Origin of the sequence: Pseudomonas cichorii (genome assembly GCF_018343775.1) — a bacterium.
GTDB lineage: Bacteria > Pseudomonadota > Gammaproteobacteria > Pseudomonadales > Pseudomonadaceae > Aquipseudomonas > Aquipseudomonas cichorii.
In genome coordinates, this window is record NZ_CP074349.1 from 5,421,906 (window position 1) to 5,444,915 (window position 23,010).

24 protein-coding genes are annotated in these 23,010 nt (G+C 60.3%); 18 read left to right on the forward strand and 6 right to left on the reverse strand.

Going from position 1 to position 23,010, the window contains the following annotated elements:
* Position 1: 1 nt before the first annotated feature.
* The 6 genes from KGD89_RS23385 to cobG form a co-directional block, all read right to left on the reverse strand.
* On the reverse strand, positions 2 to 793 hold the full coding sequence (locus KGD89_RS23385; protein ID WP_025262150.1) for a hypothetical protein: 792 nt from the start codon (positions 791 to 793) through the stop codon (positions 2 to 4).
* Between the two features lie 311 nt (positions 794 to 1,104).
* Positions 1,105 to 1,752 (reverse strand): hypothetical protein, encoded by a 648-nt coding sequence (locus tag KGD89_RS23390; protein ID WP_025262151.1) that lies wholly within the window; start codon positions 1,750 to 1,752, stop codon positions 1,105 to 1,107.
* 198 nt (positions 1,753 to 1,950) lie between these two features.
* Positions 1,951 to 3,654: a precorrin-3B C(17)-methyltransferase gene (gene cobJ, locus KGD89_RS23395; RefSeq protein WP_025262152.1), complete on the reverse strand. Its 1,704-nt coding sequence runs from the start codon at positions 3,652 to 3,654 to the stop codon at positions 1,951 to 1,953.
* Positions 3,654 to 4,385 carry a precorrin-2 C(20)-methyltransferase gene (locus KGD89_RS23400; RefSeq protein WP_025262153.1) on the reverse strand — a complete coding sequence of 244 codons (732 nt, stop codon included), beginning with the start codon at positions 4,383 to 4,385 and terminating at the stop codon, positions 3,654 to 3,656. The genes cobJ and KGD89_RS23400 overlap by 1 nt, the downstream gene beginning before the upstream one ends.
* Positions 4,385 to 5,011, reverse strand: a complete 627-nt coding sequence (locus KGD89_RS23405) for a precorrin-8X methylmutase (RefSeq protein ID WP_025262154.1) — start codon at positions 5,009 to 5,011, stop codon at positions 4,385 to 4,387. Before KGD89_RS23405 ends, KGD89_RS23400 begins: the two co-directional genes overlap by 1 nt.
* On the reverse strand, positions 5,008 to 6,348 hold the full coding sequence (gene cobG / locus KGD89_RS23410) for a precorrin-3B synthase (RefSeq protein ID WP_074569165.1): 1,341 nt from the start codon (positions 6,346 to 6,348) through the stop codon (positions 5,008 to 5,010). The genes KGD89_RS23405 and cobG overlap by 4 nt, the downstream gene beginning before the upstream one ends.
* A 129-nt stretch (positions 6,349 to 6,477) precedes the next feature.
* Between cobG and KGD89_RS23415 the strand changes: the two genes are divergently transcribed.
* The 18 genes from KGD89_RS23415 (at position 6,478) to ureC (ending at position 22,997) form a co-directional block, all read left to right on the forward strand.
* Complete coding sequence (locus tag KGD89_RS23415) at positions 6,478 to 7,680, forward strand: bifunctional cobalt-precorrin-7 (C(5))-methyltransferase/cobalt-precorrin-6B (C(15))-methyltransferase (protein WP_025262156.1); 1,203 nt, start codon at positions 6,478 to 6,480, stop codon at positions 7,678 to 7,680.
* Positions 7,680 to 8,777, forward strand: coding sequence for a cobalt-precorrin-5B (C(1))-methyltransferase (locus KGD89_RS23420; RefSeq protein WP_025262157.1), 1,098 nt, complete (start codon positions 7,680 to 7,682; stop codon positions 8,775 to 8,777). Before KGD89_RS23415 ends, KGD89_RS23420 begins: the two co-directional genes overlap by 1 nt.
* Positions 8,774 to 9,490: a cobalt-precorrin-6A reductase gene (locus KGD89_RS23425; protein ID WP_025262158.1), complete on the forward strand. Its 717-nt coding sequence runs from the start codon at positions 8,774 to 8,776 to the stop codon at positions 9,488 to 9,490. Before KGD89_RS23420 ends, KGD89_RS23425 begins: the two co-directional genes overlap by 4 nt.
* A 124-nt stretch (positions 9,491 to 9,614) precedes the next feature.
* Positions 9,615 to 9,992 (forward strand): DUF2946 domain-containing protein, encoded by a 378-nt coding sequence (locus tag KGD89_RS23430; protein WP_025262159.1) that lies wholly within the window; start codon positions 9,615 to 9,617, stop codon positions 9,990 to 9,992.
* 55 nt (positions 9,993 to 10,047) lie between these two features.
* Positions 10,048 to 10,509 (forward strand): copper chaperone PCu(A)C, encoded by a 462-nt coding sequence (locus KGD89_RS23435; protein WP_025262160.1) that lies wholly within the window; start codon positions 10,048 to 10,050, stop codon positions 10,507 to 10,509.
* A 13-nt stretch (positions 10,510 to 10,522) separates the two neighbouring features.
* Positions 10,523 to 10,957 carry a DUF2946 domain-containing protein gene (locus tag KGD89_RS23440; RefSeq protein ID WP_025262161.1) on the forward strand — a complete coding sequence of 145 codons (435 nt, stop codon included), beginning with the start codon at positions 10,523 to 10,525 and terminating at the stop codon, positions 10,955 to 10,957.
* A gap of 100 nt (positions 10,958 to 11,057) precedes the next feature.
* The gene (locus tag KGD89_RS23445; protein WP_025262162.1) at positions 11,058 to 12,431 is read left to right on the forward strand and encodes a PepSY-associated TM helix domain-containing protein; all 1,374 of its coding nucleotides are present in this window, start codon (positions 11,058 to 11,060) and stop codon (positions 12,429 to 12,431) included.
* A 318-nt stretch (positions 12,432 to 12,749) separates the two neighbouring features.
* On the forward strand, positions 12,750 to 14,015 hold the full coding sequence (urtA, locus tag KGD89_RS23450) for an urea ABC transporter substrate-binding protein (protein WP_025262163.1): 1,266 nt from the start codon (positions 12,750 to 12,752) through the stop codon (positions 14,013 to 14,015).
* Between the two features lie 88 nt (positions 14,016 to 14,103).
* Entirely contained in the window at positions 14,104 to 15,693 is a 1,590-nt protein-coding gene (urtB, locus tag KGD89_RS23455) for an urea ABC transporter permease subunit UrtB (protein WP_025262164.1), read from the forward strand.
* On the forward strand, positions 15,693 to 16,772 hold the full coding sequence (gene urtC / locus KGD89_RS23460) for an urea ABC transporter permease subunit UrtC (protein ID WP_025262165.1): 1,080 nt from the start codon (positions 15,693 to 15,695) through the stop codon (positions 16,770 to 16,772). Before urtB ends, urtC begins: the two co-directional genes overlap by 1 nt.
* Positions 16,769 to 17,629: an urea ABC transporter ATP-binding protein UrtD gene (gene urtD / locus KGD89_RS23465; RefSeq protein WP_025262166.1), complete on the forward strand. Its 861-nt coding sequence runs from the start codon at positions 16,769 to 16,771 to the stop codon at positions 17,627 to 17,629. Before urtC ends, urtD begins: the two co-directional genes overlap by 4 nt.
* A gap of 159 nt (positions 17,630 to 17,788) precedes the next feature.
* Positions 17,789 to 18,487 carry an urea ABC transporter ATP-binding subunit UrtE gene (urtE, locus tag KGD89_RS23470; RefSeq protein WP_025262167.1) on the forward strand — a complete coding sequence of 233 codons (699 nt, stop codon included), beginning with the start codon at positions 17,789 to 17,791 and terminating at the stop codon, positions 18,485 to 18,487.
* Between the two features lie 48 nt (positions 18,488 to 18,535).
* A complete protein-coding gene (locus KGD89_RS23475; RefSeq protein ID WP_025262168.1) occupies positions 18,536 to 19,381 on the forward strand; it encodes an urease accessory protein UreD in 846 nt (281 codons plus the stop codon).
* Positions 19,382 to 19,458: 77 nt separating this feature from the next.
* A complete protein-coding gene (ureA, locus tag KGD89_RS23480; protein ID WP_025262169.1) occupies positions 19,459 to 19,761 on the forward strand; it encodes an urease subunit gamma in 303 nt (100 codons plus the stop codon).
* A 12-nt stretch (positions 19,762 to 19,773) separates the two neighbouring features.
* Complete coding sequence (locus tag KGD89_RS23485; RefSeq protein WP_025262170.1) at positions 19,774 to 20,316, forward strand: GNAT family N-acetyltransferase; 543 nt, start codon at positions 19,774 to 19,776, stop codon at positions 20,314 to 20,316.
* A 10-nt stretch (positions 20,317 to 20,326) separates the two neighbouring features.
* Positions 20,327 to 20,860, forward strand: a complete 534-nt coding sequence (locus KGD89_RS23490) for a GNAT family N-acetyltransferase (protein WP_025262171.1) — start codon at positions 20,327 to 20,329, stop codon at positions 20,858 to 20,860.
* Positions 20,857 to 21,162, forward strand: coding sequence for an urease subunit beta (locus KGD89_RS23495; RefSeq protein WP_025262172.1), 306 nt, complete (start codon positions 20,857 to 20,859; stop codon positions 21,160 to 21,162). Before KGD89_RS23490 ends, KGD89_RS23495 begins: the two co-directional genes overlap by 4 nt.
* A 134-nt stretch (positions 21,163 to 21,296) precedes the next feature.
* Positions 21,297 to 22,997, forward strand: coding sequence for an urease subunit alpha (gene ureC / locus KGD89_RS23500; protein WP_025262173.1), 1,701 nt, complete (start codon positions 21,297 to 21,299; stop codon positions 22,995 to 22,997).
* Positions 22,998 to 23,010: the final 13 nt, after the last annotated feature.

Sequence of the window (23,010 nt, forward strand, 5' to 3'; positions counted from 1 at the left end):
ATCAGATCTCGAATTCAGCCAGGGCAGATCGGGCATTTGCCGTCAGCTTCGCCTCAACCTCACCCTTTACCCGCGCATAATGCTGAGGGTTGAGGACCAGATTGTTCTCGGCACGCTTGATGCGAACAGAAGCATTGTTCCACTCCCAGAACAGCACGTTGGTGATGTCTTGAGACGTGACAAAGTTCACTGCACCCATGGCCATGACCACTTCACCATCACTGGACTCGGCGGCAGACGCGATAGCGAATTTGGCACTTTTGTGGGTTTTGCTTGAGTTCTCGAACAAGCGAAGTGGCTTGTCACTGGACTGCAGAGCCTTGACGGTGTCCTTGGCGACCTTGAGCAGTAATACAGAGGTCGGACCCGGTACTGTCATGGCAAAGATGGCCGATTCCAGAATCTTCAGTGCTTCCTGCTCCATGGTGAAACGCGTATTGCTGCTTCGATAGTCCGAAAGCTCTTTGGACTGAGAGAACCAGCCGCAGTAACCCAGCACCTTGGTGAAGGTTTCATACCACTGCACGGCATTTTCATTGTTGTCGCGGTACTTCTTGCTGGCGGCCAGCGAAGCGAGCAGAACACTGTCCTTGAGAATCTGTTTGTTCTCTTTCGACATGCCGGAAACGATAGAGACAACGGTATCGCCGGCAACCAGTGCACCAGGATTTTTCTCATCCACTTCCATAAGGCCCAAAGACTTCCGCTTGTTATCGACATGTTCCTGATGACCACAGTCACCCAAGTCACAGTTAGCGATTTCGATTTTGCTTTCTTCAACTTTATCAAACATTTTTAAATTCCTTTTCAAGTCAAGTTCATCCGTAAGGGACAATTCAAAGCTACCCCATGCCTTTGCGTTTCTCCATACCGTGCAAAAGCTGCCAACTGCAAAAAGTAGGACCCCGGCAAACAACTAAAAACAAAACAAATAAATACCGCACATACCACAAACACAAGATAGGCAAAGGGATAGATCGAGCGTTACGTTCAAAAAATCTTTTATGTCCGTCACCCTCGAGGCGCCTGGATGACACCTAGGCGTTCCAAAAACCCGATTCATAGATGGAAAGTTTCTTACAGCCTCTGCCGTAAGCAAATAATTCAGATGTTTATCTGCCGGAGATTGAAGTTGCCGACTTCCTTCAAGCGGGCGCGGATACGCTCCCTCTGGGGAGCAAAAGCGGCGCTTGTAAACCCGTAGACACCGCCGCCCAGACGCACCACCATCTCGCGCTTAATCCACGAGTTCCCACCACGGCTATCTGAGGTGGCAGTGGCGCTGGCATTCAGACCGCACAGCAGCAAGTGCACCTCCCCGGCAACCTCTTCACAGGGCACGATCTGAAAATTGCCAACCGACCCAGAACCCGAGCCGTACTGAAAGAAATGCTGCGCATACTGATTGAGCCGCGCCGCCTTGAATGAGCGCCGGGTGAGCTCCAGCAGGTTGCCGACACGCACTGAGCCTGTGATATCAAAGCTGATACTATCCAGCTCTTCGGCATCGGTAATGACCATCGGCTCCTTGACGATCTGGCTTTTAAGCTTGCACCCGGACCTGACGAGGGTGCTGCGGTAATAGTTGAGCCAACTGCTCCAGAACTCGTCAGGCCGATAACTCTGGGTGGCAAAGAACTCGGCATACAACAGCATATCTGCAATATCTTCCCGCGCCTGCCTTGAGACACTGGAAGAGAAGGAAACAATATTACTGCCCGCGATCAGGGCATTGAAAGTTTGACTTGCCATTATCTACATCCTTATAGAAACAAGGACATGAAACTAGCCAGACTGACACGGTTATACAACAAGAGAAATAGCGACCTGAGGGAAATTACAAAAACAATAAACAACCACCCGCAGGGTTTAAAGAGACTTCTTACGTTTTGCCTTCGCGAATGAACTCACCTCTACAAATAGCAGGAGCGAATTCATTCGCGAAAGATATCAGCTACCCGGCTTGACCGGATACCAGCGTGGCGTATACACCCATTGCTCGCCATTGGGACGGGCAAAGGTGCAGGTGGTCGAAGAACCGATCAGCACCATCGTGCGCATATCCACCTGTTCAGGCGTCAGTTCACCCAGAGTAATGACACGCAACGTCTGTCCTGGACGACCGATATCACGTCCCAGCGTCACGGGCGTTTCAGGTGTACGGTGCTGGCGCACGATCTCCAGGGCTCGGCCCAGTTGCCAGGGGCGTGAACGCGAAATCGGGTTGTAGAAAGCCAGTGCCAAATCAGCCTGAGAAGCCAGGTCCAGACGCTTTTCGATCACATCCCAGGGTTTGAGGTTGTCGGACAGCGACATGACGCAGAAGTCATGACCCAAGGGCGCACCCGCCTGAGCCGCCGTCGCCAGGGAAGCCGAGACGCCCGGCAGGATTTCCAGCTCAACGGCATGCCATCTAGGGTCACTGGATTCATGCAATGCCTCAAGCACGGCGGAGGCCATGGCGAATACACCCGGATCACCGGACGACACCACCACCACCGAGCGACCTTGTGCCGCCAGCTCGAACGCATGGCGGGCACGCAGCATTTCTTCGCGGTTGTCGGTGCAATGGAGCACCTGATCGGGACGGAAAGGCCCGGCCATGCGCACATAGGTTTCGTAACCCAGTACATCGTTGGCACGCGCCAGTTCGGCCTTGACCGCAGGCACCATGAATTCGGCAGCACCCGGCCCAAGGCCAATCACCGCCAATCGACCGCGCCCGCGACCGATCTGCTGAACGTCCAGTGGCTGACGGGCAACCGCAAGCGCCATGCCCTCGCCCACACTGATCGGTGGCAGCAGTTGCGGTACCGCATGCCGGGCCATTTCACTGGCGGTTTCAGTCTGGACAAAACGCACAGGTACACCCAGATCGGCAGCCGCCTGATGCAAGTCGGCATCAGCCATCTGTGCATCACCCGCCAGCAGGCAGGCCAGAGACTGCACAGCCACTCGGGCTTCGTGCAGTGCCGCACGCACACTGTCGGCCAGTTGCGAACCGGTTTCGCTGACCGCAACCAGCACACTGCGCGGATAAATCAGCAACTCATTGCTTGAAGGCTCACGCTCGGCACAGCCTACGTGAATGGCCAGTTCGGCGTGTGGGTCCTCCGGCAACTGCGCCTGCGCCAGCCAGGGCGCAGCGCCTTCGATACGCACGCGTTCGCCGGAAAGCAGATCGGAAACGAAGCGCTTGCCCAGTTCCAGATCGCCCAGGGCATAACCACTGGGAGGATTGAGCAGGCAAGTACCGAAACGCAGCTCGCCACTGGTGGTGATGGCTGGCGCAACGCCAAGGCCAGCGGCGATTTCACGGGCCATGACATTGACGCCACCCAGCCCGCCCAGCAGCGGAACGACGGCGCTGCCATCTTCGGCCACGGCCAGCACGGCGGGTTCGGCGCCCTTTTCGAGCAGCAGCGGCGCGAGAGTCCGGATCACGATACCCGAGGCACACAGGGCAATGATCGGGGTGTTCTGTTGATACAACTGGCGCAGGGTCGTACCAAACTCGGTGTAGGTGCTGTCCGCCCCTTGCACCCGCTCGGCCAGGCCATGAATCAGCGCATCCGGGTAAAGCTGCTGGATGCGTCGCGCAGTAGCCAGGCTGCCATTGCCCAGGATCACAATGGCTGGAATATTCTGGACCATCAGCCTTGCCACCTTTCACCGGGAACGATGATCAGCGAAAAGTAAGGCGACGACATGGGATTGACCTCATCCAGCGGCACGATCTTCTGATTGACCATGGTGGCGCGCTCGACGTACAGCGCACGCCCTGCCATGCCCAGCTCTGTCAGCACATCCCGTACCTTGGGGAAGTTGCGACCCAGCTTCATGATCACCGCCGCATCGGCGTCGGCCAGTTTGCGCTTGAGTTCGTCGGGAGGCAGTACGCCGGACAGGACCGACAGGCTCTGGTTGCGATACACCAGTGGCGCACCCAGCACGGACGCACCGCCCAGCATCGAGCACACACCCGGAATCACCTGGGCCTCATAACGCTCGGCCAGCCGGTCATGCAGGTACATATAAGAGCCATAGAAGAACGGGTCGCCCTCACAGATCACCGCCACGTCACGACCGGCATCCAGATGGGCCGCCACATCAAGGCTGGCCTCGTCATAGAAGTCACTGATGACCTGCTCGTAGGACAGCGGCGCAGGCAGCGCTTCGGTGGTCACCGGGTAGACCAGCGGCATCAGCGTCTGGGCTTCCTGCAGATGGCCTTCGATGATGCCGAACGCATTGCCTTTCTTGCCCTTGGCCACGAAATAAGCCACTACGGGGGATTCGCGCAGCAGGCGCAGCGCCTTGACGGTAATCAGTTCCGGGTCGCCGGGGCCGACGCCCAGGCCAATCAATCGACCACGAGCCTGCATCATTCGATCTCCGTCGCCAGTGCATTGACCGCGGCCACTGCCATGGCGCTACCGCCGCGACGACCTTGCATGATGACGAAGGGCACGCCACGGCTGTCGGCAGCCAGCATGGCCTTGGACTCGGCCGCGCCCACGAAGCCCACCGGGAAACCGAGGATCAACGCGGGTTTCGGCGCGCCTGCATCGAGCATTTCCAGCAGATAGAACAGCGCAGTCGGTGCATTGCCGATCACCACGACACTGCCTTCCAGGTGTGGACGCCACAGTTCCAGCGCCACGGCGGAGCGGGTATTGCCCAGTTCACGGGCCATTTGCGGAACACCCTCGTCATGCAGGGTGCAGATGATCTGGTTGTTGGCCGGCAGCCGCGAGCGGGTGATGCCTTCGGACACCATGCGCGCATCGCAAAGGATCGGCGCGCCCGCCGCCAGTGCGTTGCGCCCGGCCGTACCGGCACCCGGCGAGAAGCGCAGGTCTTCGATGACCTCGACCATGCCGCAGGCGTGGATCACGCGCACGGCGAGTTTTTCCAGGTCGGCAGGGATCGTGTCCAGACGCGCTTCGGCGCGAATGATCGAGAAGGAGTTGCGATAAATCTCCTGACCATCGCGGATGTAATCAATCATGCAGAACTGCTCCGTGAGTCGGCTGCCAGCTGCGCGCCGACTGCTTCAATAGTGAGGTCACGCGCACGCAGCACACCGAAACCGGAGTGTGCTGCGTCGCGAAAATAGAGGTCGTAATGGCCGGGCGAAACCGCCAGCAAGGTCACAGGTGCGACATGGGCCGCCGCACAGGAGCGACCGCAACCGGTCAGGTGCGCCGCTTCTCCGGGGGGCAACTGCTCGGCCAGCAACAGGGCATCGGCCTTGGTATCGGCAAGCCCTTTGCCGCAACCGGCAGAACCGGTGCAGGCAACGATGCGCGACAGCGGCTGCTCGCTGGAGCAGATCAGCCCCGCCACCTGCAAGGCCGCCATCACCTCTTGTGCCCGCTCGCCGGGAACATTGGGCAACAACAGGCTTTGCCAGGGCGTCAGCCGCAAGGTGCCATCGCCTTTTTCGCTGGCCAGCCGGGCGACGCTGGTGAGCATCGCGGCATCCAGACGCCCGAGGGGTACTGCGCCGCCGACGGACACGAGGCCGGTTTGCGCCTGTGGATAAATGCCGAGGTGACGATTGTCGCCTGGGTTCGGACGCTGCCATCCGGTTATTTTTTGATCAGTTCGAAGAGGCACGCTCAGTCGCGTCGTCAACTGGCGCAGGATTTCCACGACCGGCACCTCGGCCAGTAAATGCCGCATGCGGCTGTGCTCAGCACTGGCCAGATCGAGAAACAGCTCCAGCAACGCGACAACCAGTTCATGCCCGTTCGCCAGTGGTACCGCTGCCAGCGGGCGATCCTGAGCCGGGCAACCGGCCAGTCCAAACGCCAGCAATACTTCACCGTCCAGCAGCAGAGCAGAAAGCCACAGATCATGAGGGTGTTCCAGCATGACCAACGCCTCGCCACCATCCAGCGACAGGGCGAACTTGGCTGACAGTTCATGAAACCGTGCATGGGTTTCCAGAGACGCCAGGATCTGTGCCGCCAGTGGCCAGGTATCGAACAGCATCTGCGGGTCCAGGCCGGCAGTCGGGCTGAGCATGAGGTTGCGCACATCATCGCTGTCCGGATTGGCCGGACCAAGACCGGCCGCCATCAACGATTCGATCAGCCCGTCCTGATCGGCACCAATCCCGCGAATCTGCAGGTTGGACCGGTTTGTCGCCTCGATCACGCCCTGTGCATAAGTGCTCGCAGCCCTGGCCACCGCCAACGCCTGGGCGCTGGTGATCACGCCACCGGCCAGCTTGATACGGCAGATTCCGCCGTCCAGCGCCGGGACGATACGCAGCAACCCCGGACAGGCCGAGGGGCGAATGGCTATGGAGGACTTGCGAGCGTACTTCGGCTCGTTCAATGAATCACCCGATCTGGACTCTGGTTGCAGCTTCAATAGGCACATGTGCCTATCGGGCGCGGTATTATGCCTGCTTTGTCCGCCAGCATGAAAAGACGCTCTGTCGGAAGTTCGGATCGAGGTATGCACATGTCACCGTGGCTGACAGTCGTGGGAATCGGGGAAGACGGTTACAAAGGCCTGGGCAAGAACGCCCGGCATGCACTGCTGCACGCCGATCAGGTGTTCGGCAGCCCGCGCCAGCTCGCCCTGTTGCCGCCCTGTATTCGCGCAGAACGCCGCAACTGGCCCAGCCCGTTTTCCCTGACGCCGGTGCTGGAGCAGCGTGGCGCCGAAGTCTGTGTCCTGGCCAGCGGCGATCCGATGCTGTTTGGTGTCGGTGCCAGCCTTGCCCGCGTGGTCGACATCGAAGAGATGCGCGTCGTATCGGCCCCGTCCTCTTATTCCCTTGCCGCAGCACGTCTGGGCTGGCCGTTGCAGGAGGTCGTCACGCTTTCGGTGGTCGCCAGGCCTCTGGCCGCTCTGAACGCACATTTTCACCATGGCCTGCGCCTGCTGGTGCTGAGCAACGATGGCAGCAGCCCGGCAGCCATTGCCGGCTTGTTGCGCGAGCGCGGCTTCGGCCCCAGCCACATGACCGTGCTCGAACATCTGGGCGGCGAAGCCGAGCGGCGTATCGACGGACTGGCCAGTGAATGGGGCAACCCGGAAATAGCGGCGCTGAATCTGGTGGCCATCGACTGTCGCGCAGACGCCGACGCCCCGCGCCTGAGCACCCTGGCGGGCTTGCCGGACTCGGCGTTCGAGCATGACGGCCAGCTTACCAAGCGCGATGTGCGGGCAATCACCCTGGCGCGTCTGGCTCCGGTGCCCGGCGAACTGCTCTGGGACGTGGGGGCGGGTTGCGGCTCCATCGGCATCGAATGGATGCGCGCCCATCCCACCTGCCGCACCCTGGCCATCGAGGCGGATGAAGGTCGTCAGCATCTGATCGAGTTCAATCGTGATGCACTGGGCGTGCCCGGCCTGCAACTGGTGCGCGGCAGTGCGCCCGAAGCACTGAACGGCCTTGAAACACCCGATGCCATCTTCATCGGCGGCGGTGTTACTTGTCCCGGCGTGCTGGAAGCCTGCTGGAAACAGCTTCGCTCCGGTGGCCGACTGGTCGCCAATGCCGTGACCCTGCAAAGCGAAGTCACCCTGATGGCCTGGCGCGAACAGCATGGCGGCGAGCTGACCCGCATCCACGTCGCCCATGCCAGGCCGCTTGGGGAGTTCGACACCTGGCGTCAGGCGCTGCCCATCACCCTGCTGGATGTGGTCAAGCCCTGATGCGTGAAGAAACCGCTGAACAGCCCGCCCCGTTGCGCAGTGGCCTGACCACTGGCAGTTGCGCCACGGCTACCAGCCTGGCGGCAGCGCGTCTGTTGCTCGGCGGGCCAGCCAACGATGCGGTGCAGATCGTGTTGCCCAAGGGCAAACAGGTGCAGATGCGTCTGGAGTTCTGCCGCCTTTGGGAAGATGGCGCGGAAGCCGCGACCATCAAGGATGCCGGGGATGATCCCGATGTAACCCATGGCGCGCTGGTGTTTGCCCGCGTGCGGCTTGATGCCGAGCCGGGCGTACGTTTTATCGCAGGTTCAGGCGTCGGCACAGTGACACGCCCCGGTCTGGTCTTGAATGTCGGTGAGCCTGCCATCAACCCGGTGCCGCGTCGCATGATGACCGAGCATTTGCTGGGGCTGGCGCAGGAAATGGGCTATGCAGGCGGTTTCGAGGTGACGGTGGGCGTTGAAGGCGGTGAAGCGTTGGCGCTGAAAACCATGAACCCGCGCCTGGGCATTCTTGGCGGACTGTCGATTCTGGGCACCAGCGGCATTGTCCGGCCGTTTTCCTGTGCGGCTTACATCGCATCGATCCATCAGGGTATCGATGTCGCCAAAACCAATGGCTACCTGCATATCGCCGCCTGTACCGGCAATGCCAGCGAAGACACCATGCGCCGGGTCTACGGGATCCCGGATATCGCCCTGATCGAAATGGGCGACTTCGTAGGCGCAGTGCTCAAGCATCTGCGCAAGGTGCCTGTGGATAAACTGAGCCTCTGCGGCGGCTTCGGCAAGATCAGCAAACTGGCTGCCGGTCATATGGACCTGCACAGCCGTCATTCCAGCATCGACCTGCCGCAACTGGCGCAATGGGCAGCGGATGCAGGGGCCGATGAACGGTTGCAGCAGCAGATTCGCGACGCCAATACCAGCCAGCAAGCACTGGCCATGAGCGCGGCGGCGGGCGTCCCTCTGGGCGATACGGTCTGCCAGCACGCTCTGGACTTCGCCCGCAGCGTAGTCCCCGCGCAGGTTCAGGTAGAGGTTTTCGCCATTGATCGTCAGGGCGGTATTGTCGGAAAAGCCGGAGTGACTGCATGAAACGCATATTGCTGCTGGGTGGCGTGACCGAAGCACTGGCCATAGCCCGAACCCTGGGGCCGGAACACATCTACAGTCTGGCCGGTGTTGGCCGCGTGCCTACGGACCTGACCTGCCAGCTCAAGGTTGGCGGTTATGGCGGTGCTGAAGGCATGGCGCAGTTCATCCGTGAACAGGGTGTCGACCTGTTGCTGGATGCCACCCATCCCTATGCAGCACAGATCAGCCGCAATGCTGCCGTCGCAGCGGAGCAGGCCGGGATCGAGTGCTGGGCACTGCGTCGTCCGGCGTGGCAGCCAGGCCCAGGTGATGACTGGCGCGAAGTGGCGGACTGGGCCGAGTTGACAACGGCACTGCGGCCTTTCAAGCGCCCACTGTTCACCCTGGGCCGCGAGCCCTTGCAGCACCTGCACGAAATCCCTGAGCACCAGTTCTGGACCCTCCGCGCCCTGGACCCATACCCCGGCAACGAACGCTGCGAAGTGATCGGCGCACGCGGACCTTTCCACCTCGAAGACGAACGCGCCCTCTTCGAGCGCCGCCATATCGATGTCCTGATCAGCAAGAACAGCGGCAGCAGCTCCACCGAACCCAAACTGCAAGTCGCCCGGGAGCGTGGGTTGCCGGTACTGGTGTTGAAACGGCCGGAGTTGCCGGAGGTGGATCGGGTACTGGAAAGTGTCGAGGAAACCCTGCATGCCCTTCGCGAATGAATTCGCGAACAATCCGCCCCAGATTCCCCGCGACACCCGGCCACACGCCTCCCTTTTTACTTATCGCCACCATTCAGGCTAAATGGCGGGGTTGATGGGTCCCTTCGATAAAACGGAAACCGTAATGTCCCAACGCCGGACAACATCGGTCTGGATCGCCTGCTTTGCAGTGCTGTTCAGCCTGCTGGCCATGCCTCTGTCGCCTCGTACTCAGGGTGAACAGTTGCTGTGGGGCAGTTTCTGTAGCAGCAGTGGCACACGTCTGGTGGCGATTTCCCTGGGCGATGCGACAAACAGCATTCCCGGCAATGACGATCACTCGGGCATGCAGCATTGCGCATGCTGCTCAGGTTCGCTGATTGTCGTCATTCCCTCCGGCTTTACCCATGGCCCGCAGACACGGCCCGGACCGGAATACTTCCCGCCTGCCCTTTTTGTGATCCACACCTCGCCTCGCCAGCAATGGCCAAGCGCCAATCCCCGAGCCTCTCCGCTAACCTGACATTCACTTCGCACGTGTCTTGATGCACCTGAATGAATTGACCGGAGAATCACCCATGTTCAAGAAAGCCCTCATGCAGGCTGCATTATTGCTGCCTGCGTGTTTTGCCAATGCCCACGAATACAAAGGCGGCCAGTTGCTGATCGGCCACCCGTGGTCCATGGAGCTGCCACCGAATGCGCCGACCGTGGCGGCATATTTCATCATCGAGAACAAGGGCAGCAGCCCCGACCGCCTGCTCAGCGTCAAAACCCCTATCGCCGGTGAAGCACAATTGCATGAGCACGTGCAGGCAGATGGCCTGATGAAAATGCGCCAGGTCCCGTCAGTCGACGTTCCAGCCGGTGCCAAGGTCAGTTTTGCGCCCATGGCTTATCATGTGATGTTGCTGGGTATCAAAGACCGGTCCATGCTCGCATTGGGCCAGCGTTTTCCGATGACGCTGCACTTCGAGAAAGCTGGCGATATCGACGTACAGGTCGTGATCCAGAAGCAGGAACCTGAACACACGCATTGAGTGACTGCCTGACTTGAGCGCCATGCGCACTGATCGCGTTCGCTCATCCACGCCTCGCAAAGTCCGGGGCACGTGGCTGAGTCTGTTCGCCATGTTGATGATCTTTATCGGCCCACTGGTTTCCCAGTCGATGCCGATGGAGCATCACGCCGGTATGTCCATGTCCACGCCGACCTCGATGGATATGGAATCGCACCATGCCCACCATGGCAGCGAGCAGGCCAAGCCTGCCAATACAGGCATGGACGACCACGCCTTATGGGCCAAATGCGGCTACTGCACTTTGCTGTTCGGTTGCCCCGCTCTGCCTCAAGTGCTGACACTGGTTGCCGCCGCACCGCCCAAACCCTCCGACTTCTTTGCCGCGCTCACCCGGCAAGGTCATGCGCGTCAGAGCGCCTTCCTGCATGCCCGCAGCCGGGCACCGCCCGCCACGACAGCAGCCTGACCCCATAACGACCGCAGCCCGGAAGGTTGCGCGAACCTGACTGATTTGGCGCAAACCTGTGCGACTCAGTCCTGTACTTTTTACCGTGAGCACGCTTTTCATGTCACAGCGTAAAGTCTCCTTCTATAACCTGGCCTGGCGCTGGCATTTCTATGCCGGGCTATTCGTCGCGCCGTTCATGATTCTGCTGGCGCTGACCGGGATCATTTACCTGTTCAAGCCACAGCTGGACAACCTGATGTACAGCGACCTGCTGACCGTCAAACCCGCTCATCACCAGATCAGCGCCGACGAGTTGCAGCAGCGGGTGCTGACCCGTTATCCACAGGCGGCCGTCAGCAAATACTTCCCTCCCGTCAGCGCCGAAGGCAGCGCGCAGTTTGTGGTGCGCGAACAGGGCCGCGAGTTGAATGTCTTTATCGACCCTTACCGCGGCGAGATCCTGGGCACCCAGGATGCCAAAGACAACCTACAAGCCATCGCACGCGCTCTGCATGGCGAGCTGATGATCGGCACAGTCGGCGACCGGCTGATCGAACTGGCAGCTGGCTGGGGCATCATGCTGGTGATATCAGGCCTGTACCTGTGGTGGCCACGGGGAAGCAATGCCGCTGGAGTCTTGTGGCCACGCCTGAGCAGTCGCGGGCGGGTGTTGTGGCGCGACCTGCATGCGGTCACCGGCTTCTGGGGCTCGCTGATTCTGCTGTTCATGCTGCTCAGCGGCATGACCTGGACCGGTTTCTGGGGCAAGCAATACGCCGAACTGTGGAACACCTTCCCTGCCGCAATGTGGACCAATGTGCCCACATCCACGCAACTGGCCGGTGAACTCAATACCGCCAGCGTGCAGACCGTGCCCTGGGCGCTGGAAAACACGCCAATGCCACAGTCCACGGACGAACATGCCGAACACATGCATCATCACGGCATGTCCGCAGGCCCCGCGGCACCGAAAGTCACGTTACAGCAGGTCGTGGATATCGCCACCGAACGGGGCGTCGAGCCCGGCTACAGCATTACCGCGCCCAAGACCGCCGAAGGTGTATTCACAGTAGCAGTGTTCGCGGACGATCCGCGCAATGACGCCACCCTGCATATCGATCAGTACAGCGGCAAGGTGCTGGCTGACGTGGGCTGGAAGGATTACAGCCTGGTTTCCAGGGCCACCGAGATGAGCGTGATGCTCCATGAAGGCAAGTTCTTCGGCTGGGTCAACCAGCTACTGATCTTTGTGGCGTGCCTGATTATTCTGCTCGGCTCGGTCAGCGGGCTGGTGATCTGGTGGAAGCGTCGCCCCACAGGAGGCCTTGGTGTACCGCCCTTGCGCCATGATCTGCCACGCTGGAAAACGGCAATCGTGATCATGTCCGCACTGGCCGTAGCCTTCCCGCTGGTGGGCATTTCACTGCTGTTGGTGTGGGCGTTCGATCGGATTGTTTTTTCCCGCTTTGCTAAATCTTCGGCGGCAGCTTAAATTGCAGCTACGAAGCCTGAAACCGGCGGGCGGTTTTGTGATGAATTCCTCACCCGACCGGTTCGGGCCTCGTCAGATTCTCTGAAAAAGCCGACCCCGAGTCGGCTTTTTCATGGACGCAAACACTCCACGCACCAACAACGAACAAAAAACCCACGACGCACCACCCTCAGCGCCACTTCAGTGCGCTCGCTTCCCCGACGACTCATCTAGAACGGATATGTGCTCCATTTGCCCGGCTGGGCACAGCCTTTGCTTAGGAGCATTGAGGCATTTCTTCGCCCTCCCAAAAAAAGCCAACCGAACGGAGCCCGTCCAATGAAGCGTCGCAGCCTGATCAAAGCTTTCACCCTGACCGCATCAATCGCCGCAATGGGTATGACCTGGACAGTTCAGGCAGCCGAAACGATCAAGGTCGGTATTCTGCATTCGCTTTCCGGGACCATGGCCATTTCCGAGACTTCGCTCAAGGACATGGCGCTGATGACCATCGACGAAATCAATGCCAAGGGTGGCGTGAACGGCAAGATGCTGGAACCTGTCATCGTCGACCCGGCCTCCAACTGGCCGCTGTTCGCGGAAAAGGGCCGTCAGTTGCTGACTCAGGACAAGGTCGCTGTCGTGTTCGGTTGCTGGACGTCGGTATCGCGCAAGTCGGTATTGCCGGTATTTGAAGAACTCAATGGCCTGCTGTTCTACCCCGTGCAGTACGAAGGTGAAGAAATGTCGCCGAACGTGTTCTACACCGGTGCAGCGCCTAACCAGCAGGCAATTCCTGCGGTCGAGTACCTGATGGGTGAAGATGGCGGCGCAGCCAAGCGTTTCTTCCTGCTGGGCACCGACTATGTCTACCCGCGTACCACCAACAAGATTCTGCGCGCATTCCTGCACTCCAAAGGCGTGAAGGACAGCGACATCGAAGAGGTTTACACCCCGTTCGGCCACGCCGATTACCAGACCATCGTGGCGAACATCAAAAAATTCTCGGCAGGCGGCAAGACCGCTGTGATCTCAACCGTGAACGGCGACTCCAACGTGCCGTTCTACAAGGAACTGGCCAACCAGGGCCTGAAGGCCACCGACGTGCCGGTGGTTGCCTTCTCGGTCGGCGAAGAAGAACTGCGCGGCATCGACACCAAGCCACTGGTCGGTCACCTGGCCGCCTGGAACTACTTCCAGTCCGTGGAAAACCCGGTCAACAAGAAGTTCGTGGCTGACTGGAAAGCCTACGCCACCAAGAAAAACCTGCCGGGCGCCGACAAGACCGTGACCAACGACCCGATGGAAGCCACCTACGTGGGCATTCATATGTGGGCCCAGGCCGTCGAGAAAGCCAAGTCCACCGATGTGGACAAGGTTCGCGAAGCCATGGCCGGCCAGACCTTCGCCGCGCCGTCGGGCTTCACCCTGACCATGGACAAGACCAACCACCACCTGCACAAGCCGGTGATGATCGGTGAAGTCGAGGATAACGGTCAGTTCAACGTGGTCTGGCAGACCAAGGAGCCGATCCGTGCCCAGCCATGGAGCCCGTACATCCCTGGCAACGACAAGAAGCCGGATCATGCGGTGAAGAGTAATTAATACCTAGCCATGACCTTCGCGAATGAGTTCGCTCCTACGGGGCAACTCATTCGCGAAATGCCTCACCGCCGACTGCCAGGCTACCGATATGCCCAAGACCCTGTACCGCCTCATTCTCACGTTCGCGTTCCTGCTGCCATTGGCAGTACACGCCAGTGATGCCGGCGACTTCGTTTCTGCCAGCTCTTCGCAACAGGCCGACCTGCTTGAAAGCTGGGCAGCCAGACCTTTGCCCGAGCGGGTCGAGCTGCTCGAAGCCTTGCGCGATGGACGTGTTGCAGCAGACAGCAGCAAACGCGCCTACCTCGAAAACAACGAGCAATACATGGCCGTGGATGCCCAGGCACCTGCCGCCGCCGATGCACCAAACCCTGATGAACCGCGCAAACTGCGCCTGAACAATCGGCTGCGGGGTCTGGTCGAGACCGCGCTGGCCAGTCATCAATTGCTGGCGGCAGATGCAAAATTGCGTCTGGCAGCTGCCCGGCAATTGCAGAAAAGCGCCCGTCCCGCTCAGCTTGAACTGCTGACCCAACGGGTCGCCGCCGAAACCGACTCCGGCGTAAAGGACGCCTTGACACTGGCGCTGGCCAACCTGCAACTGGTCGACAGCAGCCCTTCGGTGCGCCTTGCCGCCGTGCGGCTGCTGGGTGAAACCGGCGACCCGCTGGCCCGTACCCGGCTTGAAACCCTGCTGGCACCCGGCGTGGAAACCGACGCAACCGTGCGCATTGCAGCCGAAACCAGTCTGGCGCAGGTCAAGCGCAAGCTGATGATTGGCGAAGTGCTGGGGCAGGCATTCAGTGGCATGTCCCTGGGTTCGATTCTGTTGCTGGCCGCTCTCGGGCTGGCGATCACCTTCGGCCTGCTGGGCGTGATCAATATGGCCCACGGCGAAATGCTGATGCTGGGTGCCTATTCAACCTACGTGGTGCAGTTGATGTTCCAGCGCTATGCGCCGGGCGCCATCGAGTACTACCCGCTGATCGCCTTGCCGGTGGCATTTTTCGTCACCGCGCTGATCGGCATGGCGCTGGAACGCACCGTGATTCGCCATTTGTATGGCCGCCCGCTGGAAACCCTGCTCGCCACCTGGGGTATCAGCCTGATATTGATTCAGGCCGTGCGTCTGGCTTTCGGTGCCCAGAACGTTGAGGTTGCCAACCCTGAATGGCTGTCGGGCGGGATTCAGGTGCTGCCCAATCTGGTGCTGCCTTACAACCGTATCGTGATCATCGCCTTCGCGCTGTTCGTGGTGGTACTGACCTGGCTGCTGCTGAACAAGACCCGCCTGGGCCTGAACGTGCGCGCCGTGACCCAGAACCGCAATATGGCCGCCTGCTGCGGCGTGCCCACCGGGCGCATCGACATGATGGCCTTCGGGCTGGGCTCGGGTATCGCCGGGCTGGGCGGCGTGGCTTTGAGTCAGATCGGCAACGTCGGCCCGGACTTGGGCCAGAGCTATATCATCGACTCGTTCCTGGTGGTGGTGCTTGGCGGTGTCGGCCAGCTGGCGGGCAGCGTGATGGCGGCCTTCGGGCTGGGCATCGCCAACAAGATTCTTGAACCGCAAATCGGTGCCGTATTGGGCAAGATCCTGATCCTGGCGCTGATCATTCTGTTTATCCAGAAACGTCCGCAAGGTCTCTTCGCACTGAAAGGACGGGTGATCGACTGATGAATCAGCCATTGATAGTGACCGCCGCACAGAAAGTCGGGCCAAAAGGCACGCTGACCGTGGGCATTCTGGTTCTGGCCATCCTGCTGGCCATGCCACTGTTGTCGTTGCTGCCTGCCGATAACGGTCTGCAGGTTTCGGCCTATACCCTGACGCTGGTGGGCAAGATCCTCTGCTACGCCATCGTCGCCCTGGCGCTGGATCTGGTCTGGGGTTATGCAGGCCTGTTGTCGCTGGGCCACGGCCTGTTCTTCGCCCTGGGCGGCTATGCCATGGGCATGTACCTGATGCGTGAAGCGGCAGGCGATGGCTTGCCAGCGTTCATGACCTTTCTGTCGTGGACCGAACTGCCCTGGTATTGGGCAGGCACCGACAATTTCCTCTGGGCCATGTGTCTGGTGGTGCTGGCGCCGGGTCTGCTGGCGCTGGTGTTCGGCTTTTTCGCCTTCCGCTCGCGGATCAAAGGCGTGTATTTCTCGATCATGACCCAGGCCCTGACCTTCGCTGGCATGCTGCTGTTCTTCCGCAACGAAACCGGTTTTGGCGGCAACAACGGCTTCACCAACTTCCGCAGCATCCTGGGTTTCAGCATCAGTTCCCAAGGCACCCGGGCCACGCTGTTTCTGCTGACCGTTCTGCTGCTGGTTGCCAGCCTGTATGTGGGCTGGCGCCTTGCCCAGAGCAAGTTCGGACGAGTGCTGACCGCGCTGCGCGACGCAGAAAACCGCCTGATGTTCTGTGGCTACGATCCTCGTGGCTTCAAGCTCTTCGTCTGGGTCCTGAGCGCCGTGCTCTGCGGTCTGGCCGGTGCCTTGTATGTGCCACAGGTCGGCATCATCAACCCCAGCGAAATGTCACCGACCAACTCCATCGAAGCTGCCGTCTGGGTAGCGCTGGGTGGTCGCGGCACCTTGATCGGCCCCTTGCTGGGCGCCGGTCTGGTCAACGGCATGAAGAGCTGGTTCACCGTCGCATTCCCTGAATACTGGCTGTTCTTTCTTGGCGCACTGTTCATCATCGTGACGCTGTATCTGCCCAAGGGCGTGATCGGCCTGCTGAAGAAAAGGAGCGAGTCATGAACAACACACCGACACCCGCTTTCATGCTCGAACCGATCCTCGATCCCAATTCCGACGCGGGCACCAGCCGAGACGCCATCGGTCTGGGCCAGGTTGCAGGCCAGGGGCTCAATACCCGGCACGGCACGATCCTGACCCTGGAAGACATCAGCGTCAGCTTCGACGGCTTCAAGGCCCTCAATGACTTGAACCTGTACATCGGCGTGGGCGAGTTGCGCTGCATCATCGGCCCCAACGGCGCAGGCAAGACCACGCTGATGGACGTAATCACCGGCAAGACACGCCCCAGCCATGGCAAGGCCTGGTTCGGTGAAACTCTGGACCTGACGCAGATGAGCGAAGTGCAGATCGCCCAGTCCGGGATCGGCCGCAAGTTTCAGAAACCCACGGTCTTTGAAGCCCTGAGCGTGTTCGAGAACCTGGAGCTGGCGCAAAAGACTGACAAATCGGTCTGGGCTTCACTGCGCGCAAAACTCAATGGCGAACAGCGCGACCGGATCAACGAAGTGCTGGAAACCATTCGCCTGACCGCATCCGCACAACGCCCGGCCGGTCTGCTGTCCCACGGCCAGAAGCAGTTTCTGGAAATCGGCATGCTGCTGGTCCAGGACCCGCAACTGCTGCTGCTCGACGAGCCGGTGGCCGGCATGACCGACGCCGAAACCGAATTCACGGCCGAGCTGTTCAAGAGCCTGGCAGGCAAGCATTCGCTGATGGTGGTGGAACACGACATGGGGTTCGTCGGCTCGATTGCCGACCACGTGACCGTCCTGCATCAGGGCAGCGTTCTGGCTGAAGGGTCGCTGGAAGAAGTGCAGGCCGATGAACGAGTGATCGAAGTGTATTTGGGGCGCTGAGGCGCCCAGATACACGCTGTAAGCTGCAAGCGACAAGAAAAAGCGGCCTGGCTTTTGATTTTTCTTGGGGCTTGTAGCTTTCCGCTTGAAGACTGCGTTTTCTGCTTTTGATTTTTCTTGCGGCTTTTAGCTTGCCGCTTGCAGCTCTGAGGAACAAACATGCTGAACGTTAGCAAACTCCATCAATACTACGGCGGCAGTCACATTCTTCGCGGTCTGTCGTTTGACGTGAAAGTCGGCGAAGTCACTTGTCTGCTGGGTCGTAACGGCGTCGGCAAGACTACGTTGCTCAAGGTATTGATGGGGCTGTTGCCGTCCAAAGAGGGTTCGGTAGAGTGGGAAGGCAAGCCCATCACTGGCTTCAAACCGCACCAGCGGGTGCATGCAGGGATTGCCTATGTGCCTCAGGGTCGGGAGATTTTCGGGCGGCTGACGGTGGAGGAAAACCTGCTGATGGGCCTGTCGCGTTTCCCGGGCTCCGAAGCCAAAGAGGTTCCGGCCTTCATCTACGAGCTGTTCCCGGTGCTGCTGCAAATGAAGCATCGCCGTGGCGGCGACCTGTCTGGTGGTCAGCAGCAACAGCTGGCAATCGGCCGGGCTCTGGCGAGTCGCCCTCGCCTGCTGATTCTCGATGAGCCCACCGAAGGCATTCAGCCCTCGGTCATCAAGGAAATCGGCGCCGTCATCAAGAAGCTGGCCGAGCGTGGTGACATGGCTATTCTGCTGGTGGAGCAGTTCTACGATTTCGCAGCCGAGCTGGCGGACCAGTATCTGGTGATGTCCCGTGGCGAGATCGTCCAGCAGGGTCGCGGCGAGAACATGGAAGCCGAGGGCGTTCGTGGTCTTGTCACCATTTGAGACGCCAATCCGTTAAGGTGCATGACTCGACAAAGCAATGAAGACACCATGAATCTGCCTGCCCACACCGCCCTGTTCACGCCCAGCTGGCACGCCGAGCTGGAGCTGGGCTATGGACGTTTCGATGACTGCACGCGACCGGTCCAGCGACGCCATAAAGGGCCGCTACGGGTGCAGAAGCATTTGTATGCCGAAGGTCCGCAAGTCTGCCAGCACATCATCGTCCATCCGCCCGGAGGCATTGCAGGCGGGGACCGGCTGGATATCTCGGCCACTGTCGGCAAAGAGGCCTGGGCGCAACTGACCAGTCCCGGTGCCGCCAAGTGGTATCGCGCCGCAAGCCCGGCCTATCAGCAACTGGAGCTGCGCGTCGAACCCGGCGCAACGCTGGAATGGCTGCCTCAGGAAACCATCGTGTTCAGCCAGGCCCGGGCCGAACTGACTACCCGTATCGACCTGCAAGGCGATGCCCGGCTGTGTTACTGGGATGTGGTGGCTCTGGGGCGTCCAGCCAGTAGCGAGCGTTTCGAGCAGGGTTATTTTCAGTCGCATCTGGATATCCGCCGCGACGGCCAGTTGCTATGGCATGAACGACAGCGCATTGTCGGTGGCGATGGTTTGCTGGATTCGCCCATCGGCCTGGACGGCAAGACGGTGTTCGCGACCCTGCTGATTACCGGAGAAATAAACAGCGAACTGCTCGAAGCCTGCCGCTCGCTCTCGCTGCCTAATCCGGTCAGCGGTGACCTGACCCAATTGCCGGGTCTGGTAGTTGCCCGCTGTCTGGCGGATGAAGCCCTGCATGCACGGGCCTGGCTGATCGAACTATGGAAACTGCTGCGCCCGGCATTGCTGGGCCGCGAGGCGGTAACGCCCAGAATCTGGAATACCTGATTGCGGTGATTTTTTCGCGAATGAGCGGAGCGCCGCCCGACTCGCACACACCAGAACTTCAAGAAACGGAATACACCATGGATCTGAGTCCACGCGAAAAAGACAAACTGCTGATTTTCACCGCAGGCCTGGTTGCCGAGCGCCGTCTGGCTCGCGGGGTGAAACTCAACTACCCGGAAGCCATGGCCTATATCTCGGCGGCACTGCTGGAAGGTGCCCGCGACGGGCAGACCGTGGCCGATCTGATGCATTACGGCACCACGCTGCTGAGTCGCGATCAAGTCATGGAAGGCATCCCGGAAATGATCCCCGAGATCCAGGTGGAAGCCACCTTCCCGGACGGCACCAAGCTGGTGACCGTGCATCAACCGATTGCCTGAACCAGGAGACTTATGAACGACCTGATTCGCGATGCACTGCCCGCCGATCTGCCAGGCATCCTCGCCATCTACAACGACGCGGTGCTCAACACCACGGCGATCTGGAACGAACAGCCCGTGGACCTGGTCAATCGTCAGGCCTGGTTCGAGGCGCGCAAGGTTCAGGCCTACCCGATCCTGATCGCCGTCGACGATTCGGGTGAAGTGCTGGGCTACTCGTCATTTGGCGACTGGCGCCCTTTCGAGGGTTTTCGGCATACGGTCGAGCATTCGGTCTACGTTCGCGCCGATCAGCGCGGCAAGGGACTGGGGCCAAAACTCATGACCGCGCTGATAGAACGCGCCCGCCTTTGCGACAAACACATCATGGTGGCGGCCATCGAGAGCGGCAACGCGGCCTCCATCGCCCTGCATGAACGCCTGGGCTTCAAGACCACCGGGCAGATGCCACAGGTCGGCACCAAGTTCGGACGCTGGCTGGATCTGACGTTCATGCAACTGGATCTCTCACCCGGCGCACCAGCACCGGCTTCTCAGGCCCCACAACCTCACTAGGGCATTGCTCATGAATCCTGCACAGTTGCGTCGTGTAAACGCTGACAGTTTTGCGCATTACCGCCACGGGCTGGCCGAGCTGCTGCTCGATGCCGTGCACAACGGAGCGTCGGTAGGATTCATGGCTGACCTGAATACGGAACAGGCCCTGGCCTGGTGCGACAGCCTGAAGAGCGATATTTCCAGTGGCAGCCTGCTGCTGTGGGTGGTGGTTCAGGACGAACAGGTACTGGCCAGCGCGCAATTGTCGCTGTGCCAGAAGCCCAACGGACTCAATCGCGCTGAAGTGCAAAAACTCATGGTACTGCAACAAGCCAGAGGTCGCGGCCTGGGCACACAGTTGATGGAGGCCGTCGAGCATGCCGCCGTCCAGCACAAACGCGGCCTGCTGCATCTGGACACGGAGGCAGGCTCGCCTGCGGAAGCCTTCTACCGCGCCCTCGCCTATACCCGTGTCGGTGAGCTGCCGGATTACTGCGCCACACCGGATGGCCGCTACATGCCAACCGCCATTTATTTCAAAACCTTGGGGCAACAGACATGATCCCTGGCCAATACCAGATTCAGCCCGGCGATATCGAACTCAATGCCGGACGCCGCACCATCAGCCTGATCGTCGCCAATAGCGGCGACCGTCCGATTCAGGTCGGTTCGCACTTTCACTTTTTTGAAACCAACGACGCCCTGACTTTCGACCGCGCCGCCAGCCGCGGCATGCGCCTGAACATCCCGGCCGGCACCGCCGTGCGTTTCGAGCCGGGCCAGTCGCGAGAAGTGGAACTGGTGGACCTGGCCGGATTGAGGCGGGTTTTCGGTTTTGCAGGACGGGTTATGGGAGACCTGTAGAACGTGTCCGCACCAGGTCCAGTTGCAAGCGCCAGGCTACAAGCTGCAAGAAACAGCAGCCGCCGCGCTTGTAATCCGCTTTTACTTGAAGCTCGCAGCTTGAAGCTTGCAGCTCAAAATTCGAGACCCGATAAATGAAAATAAGCCGACAAGCCTACGCCGACATGTTCGGCCCCACCGTTGGCGACAAGGTGCGCCTGGCCGATACCGAGCTGTGGATCGAGGTCGAAAAGGACTTCACCACCTACGGCGAGGAAGTGAAATTCGGCGGTGGCAAGGTCATCCGTGACGGTATGGGCCAGGGCCAGTTGCTGGCCGCCGAGGTCGTGGACACGCTGATCACCAATGCCCTGATCATCGATCACTGGGGGATCGTCAAGGCGGACGTCGGGATCAAGGACGGGCGTATCGCGGCCATCGGCAAGGCGGGCAACCCGGATATCCAGCCGGACGTGACCATCGCCGTGGGCGCGGCGACCGAGGTAATCGCCGGTGAAGGCATGATCCTGACCGCTGGCGGCGTCGATACGCACATTCACTTCATCTGCCCGCAGCAGATCGAAGAAGCGCTGATGAGTGGCGTGACCACCATGATTGGCGGCGGTACAGGCCCGGCCACCGGCACCAATGCCACCACCGTCACCCCAGGTCCGTGGCACATGGCACTCATGCTGAAAGCCGCCGACTCGTTCCCGATGAACATCGGCCTGACCGGCAAGGGTAACGTCAGCGTTCCCGGCCCGTTGATCGAACAAGTCAAGGCCGGGGCCATTGGCCTGAAGCTGCACGAAGACTGGGGCACCACGCCTGCGGCCATCGACAACTGCCTGAGCGTGGCAGACGAATACGATGTACAGGTCGCGATCCACACCGACACGCTCAACGAATCGGGCTTTGTCGAAACCACACTGGCAGCGTTCAAGAACCGCACCATCCACACCTATCACACCGAAGGTGCCGGTGGCGGCCATGCGCCGGACATCATCAAGGCCTGCGGCTCGCCCAATGTCCTGCCCAGCTCCACCAACCCGACCCGGCCATTCACCCGTAACACCATCGACGAGCACCTGGATATGTTGATGGTCTGCCATCACCTGGACCCCAGCATCGCCGAAGACGTGGCCTTCGCTGAAAGCCGCATCCGCCGGGAAACCATTGCCGCCGAAGACATCCTGCACGACCTGGGCGCGTTCTCGATGCTCAGCTCCGACAGCCAGGCCATGGGCCGTGTCGGCGAAGTGATCATGCGTACCTGGCAGACCGCCGACAAAATGAAGAAGCAGCGCGGCCCGCTGCCTGGGGACGGTCCAGGCAACGACAACTTCCGCGCCAAACGCTACATCGCCAAATACACCATCAACCCGGCGATCACCCACGGCATCAGCCATGAAGTGGGCTCCATCGAAGTGGGCAAGTGGGCGGATCTGGTGTTGTGGCGTCCAGCGTTCTTCGGCGTGAAACCCACCCTGATTCTCAAGGGCGGTGCCATTGCGGCCAGCCTGATGGGAGACGCCAACGCCTCGATCCCGACGCCACAACCGGTGCATTACCGCCCGATGTTCGCCAGCTATGGCAGCTCATTGCATGCCACCAGCCTGACCTTCATCAGCCAGGCAGCGTTCGACGCAGGCGTGCCGGAAACCCTGGGCTTGAAGAAACAGATCGGTGTGGTCAAGGGCTGCCGCAGCGTGCAGAAGAAAGACCTGATTCACAACGACTACCTGCCCGACATCGATGTCGATCCGCAGACCTATCAGGTCAAGGCCGATGGTGTGTTGCTATGGTGTGAACCGGCGGATGTACTGCCCATGGCGCAGCGATACTTCCTGTTCTGATCCTGCAAGGGCC

Coding starts and splice junctions, on each gene's coding strand:
- KGD89_RS23385 (WP_025262150.1), bottom strand. CDS start 793: ATGTTTGATAAAGTTGAAGAAAGCAAAATCGAAATCGCTAACTGTGAC.
- KGD89_RS23390 (WP_025262151.1), bottom strand. CDS start 1,752: ATGGCAAGTCAAACTTTCAATGCCCTGATCGCGGGCAGTAATATTGTT.
- cobJ (WP_025262152.1), bottom strand. CDS start 3,654: ATGGTCCAGAATATTCCAGCCATTGTGATCCTGGGCAATGGCAGCCTG.
- KGD89_RS23400 (WP_025262153.1), bottom strand. CDS start 4,385: ATGCAGGCTCGTGGTCGATTGATTGGCCTGGGCGTCGGCCCCGGCGAC.
- KGD89_RS23405 (WP_025262154.1), bottom strand. CDS start 5,011: ATGATTGATTACATCCGCGATGGTCAGGAGATTTATCGCAACTCCTTC.
- KGD89_RS23415 (WP_025262156.1), top strand. CDS start 6,478: ATGTCACCGTGGCTGACAGTCGTGGGAATCGGGGAAGACGGTTACAAA.
- KGD89_RS23420 (WP_025262157.1), top strand. CDS start 7,680: ATGCGTGAAGAAACCGCTGAACAGCCCGCCCCGTTGCGCAGTGGCCTG.
- KGD89_RS23425 (WP_025262158.1), top strand. CDS start 8,774: ATGAAACGCATATTGCTGCTGGGTGGCGTGACCGAAGCACTGGCCATA.
- KGD89_RS23430 (WP_025262159.1), top strand. CDS start 9,615: ATGTCCCAACGCCGGACAACATCGGTCTGGATCGCCTGCTTTGCAGTG.
- KGD89_RS23435 (WP_025262160.1), top strand. CDS start 10,048: ATGTTCAAGAAAGCCCTCATGCAGGCTGCATTATTGCTGCCTGCGTGT.
- KGD89_RS23445 (WP_025262162.1), top strand. CDS start 11,058: ATGTCACAGCGTAAAGTCTCCTTCTATAACCTGGCCTGGCGCTGGCAT.
- urtA (WP_025262163.1), top strand. CDS start 12,750: ATGAAGCGTCGCAGCCTGATCAAAGCTTTCACCCTGACCGCATCAATC.
- urtB (WP_025262164.1), top strand. CDS start 14,104: ATGCCCAAGACCCTGTACCGCCTCATTCTCACGTTCGCGTTCCTGCTG.
- urtC (WP_025262165.1), top strand. CDS start 15,693: ATGAATCAGCCATTGATAGTGACCGCCGCACAGAAAGTCGGGCCAAAA.
- urtD (WP_025262166.1), top strand. CDS start 16,769: ATGAACAACACACCGACACCCGCTTTCATGCTCGAACCGATCCTCGAT.
- urtE (WP_025262167.1), top strand. CDS start 17,789: ATGCTGAACGTTAGCAAACTCCATCAATACTACGGCGGCAGTCACATT.
- KGD89_RS23475 (WP_025262168.1), top strand. CDS start 18,536: ATGAATCTGCCTGCCCACACCGCCCTGTTCACGCCCAGCTGGCACGCC.
- ureA (WP_025262169.1), top strand. CDS start 19,459: ATGGATCTGAGTCCACGCGAAAAAGACAAACTGCTGATTTTCACCGCA.
- KGD89_RS23485 (WP_025262170.1), top strand. CDS start 19,774: ATGAACGACCTGATTCGCGATGCACTGCCCGCCGATCTGCCAGGCATC.
- KGD89_RS23490 (WP_025262171.1), top strand. CDS start 20,327: ATGAATCCTGCACAGTTGCGTCGTGTAAACGCTGACAGTTTTGCGCAT.
- KGD89_RS23495 (WP_025262172.1), top strand. CDS start 20,857: ATGATCCCTGGCCAATACCAGATTCAGCCCGGCGATATCGAACTCAAT.
- ureC (WP_025262173.1), top strand. CDS start 21,297: ATGAAAATAAGCCGACAAGCCTACGCCGACATGTTCGGCCCCACCGTT.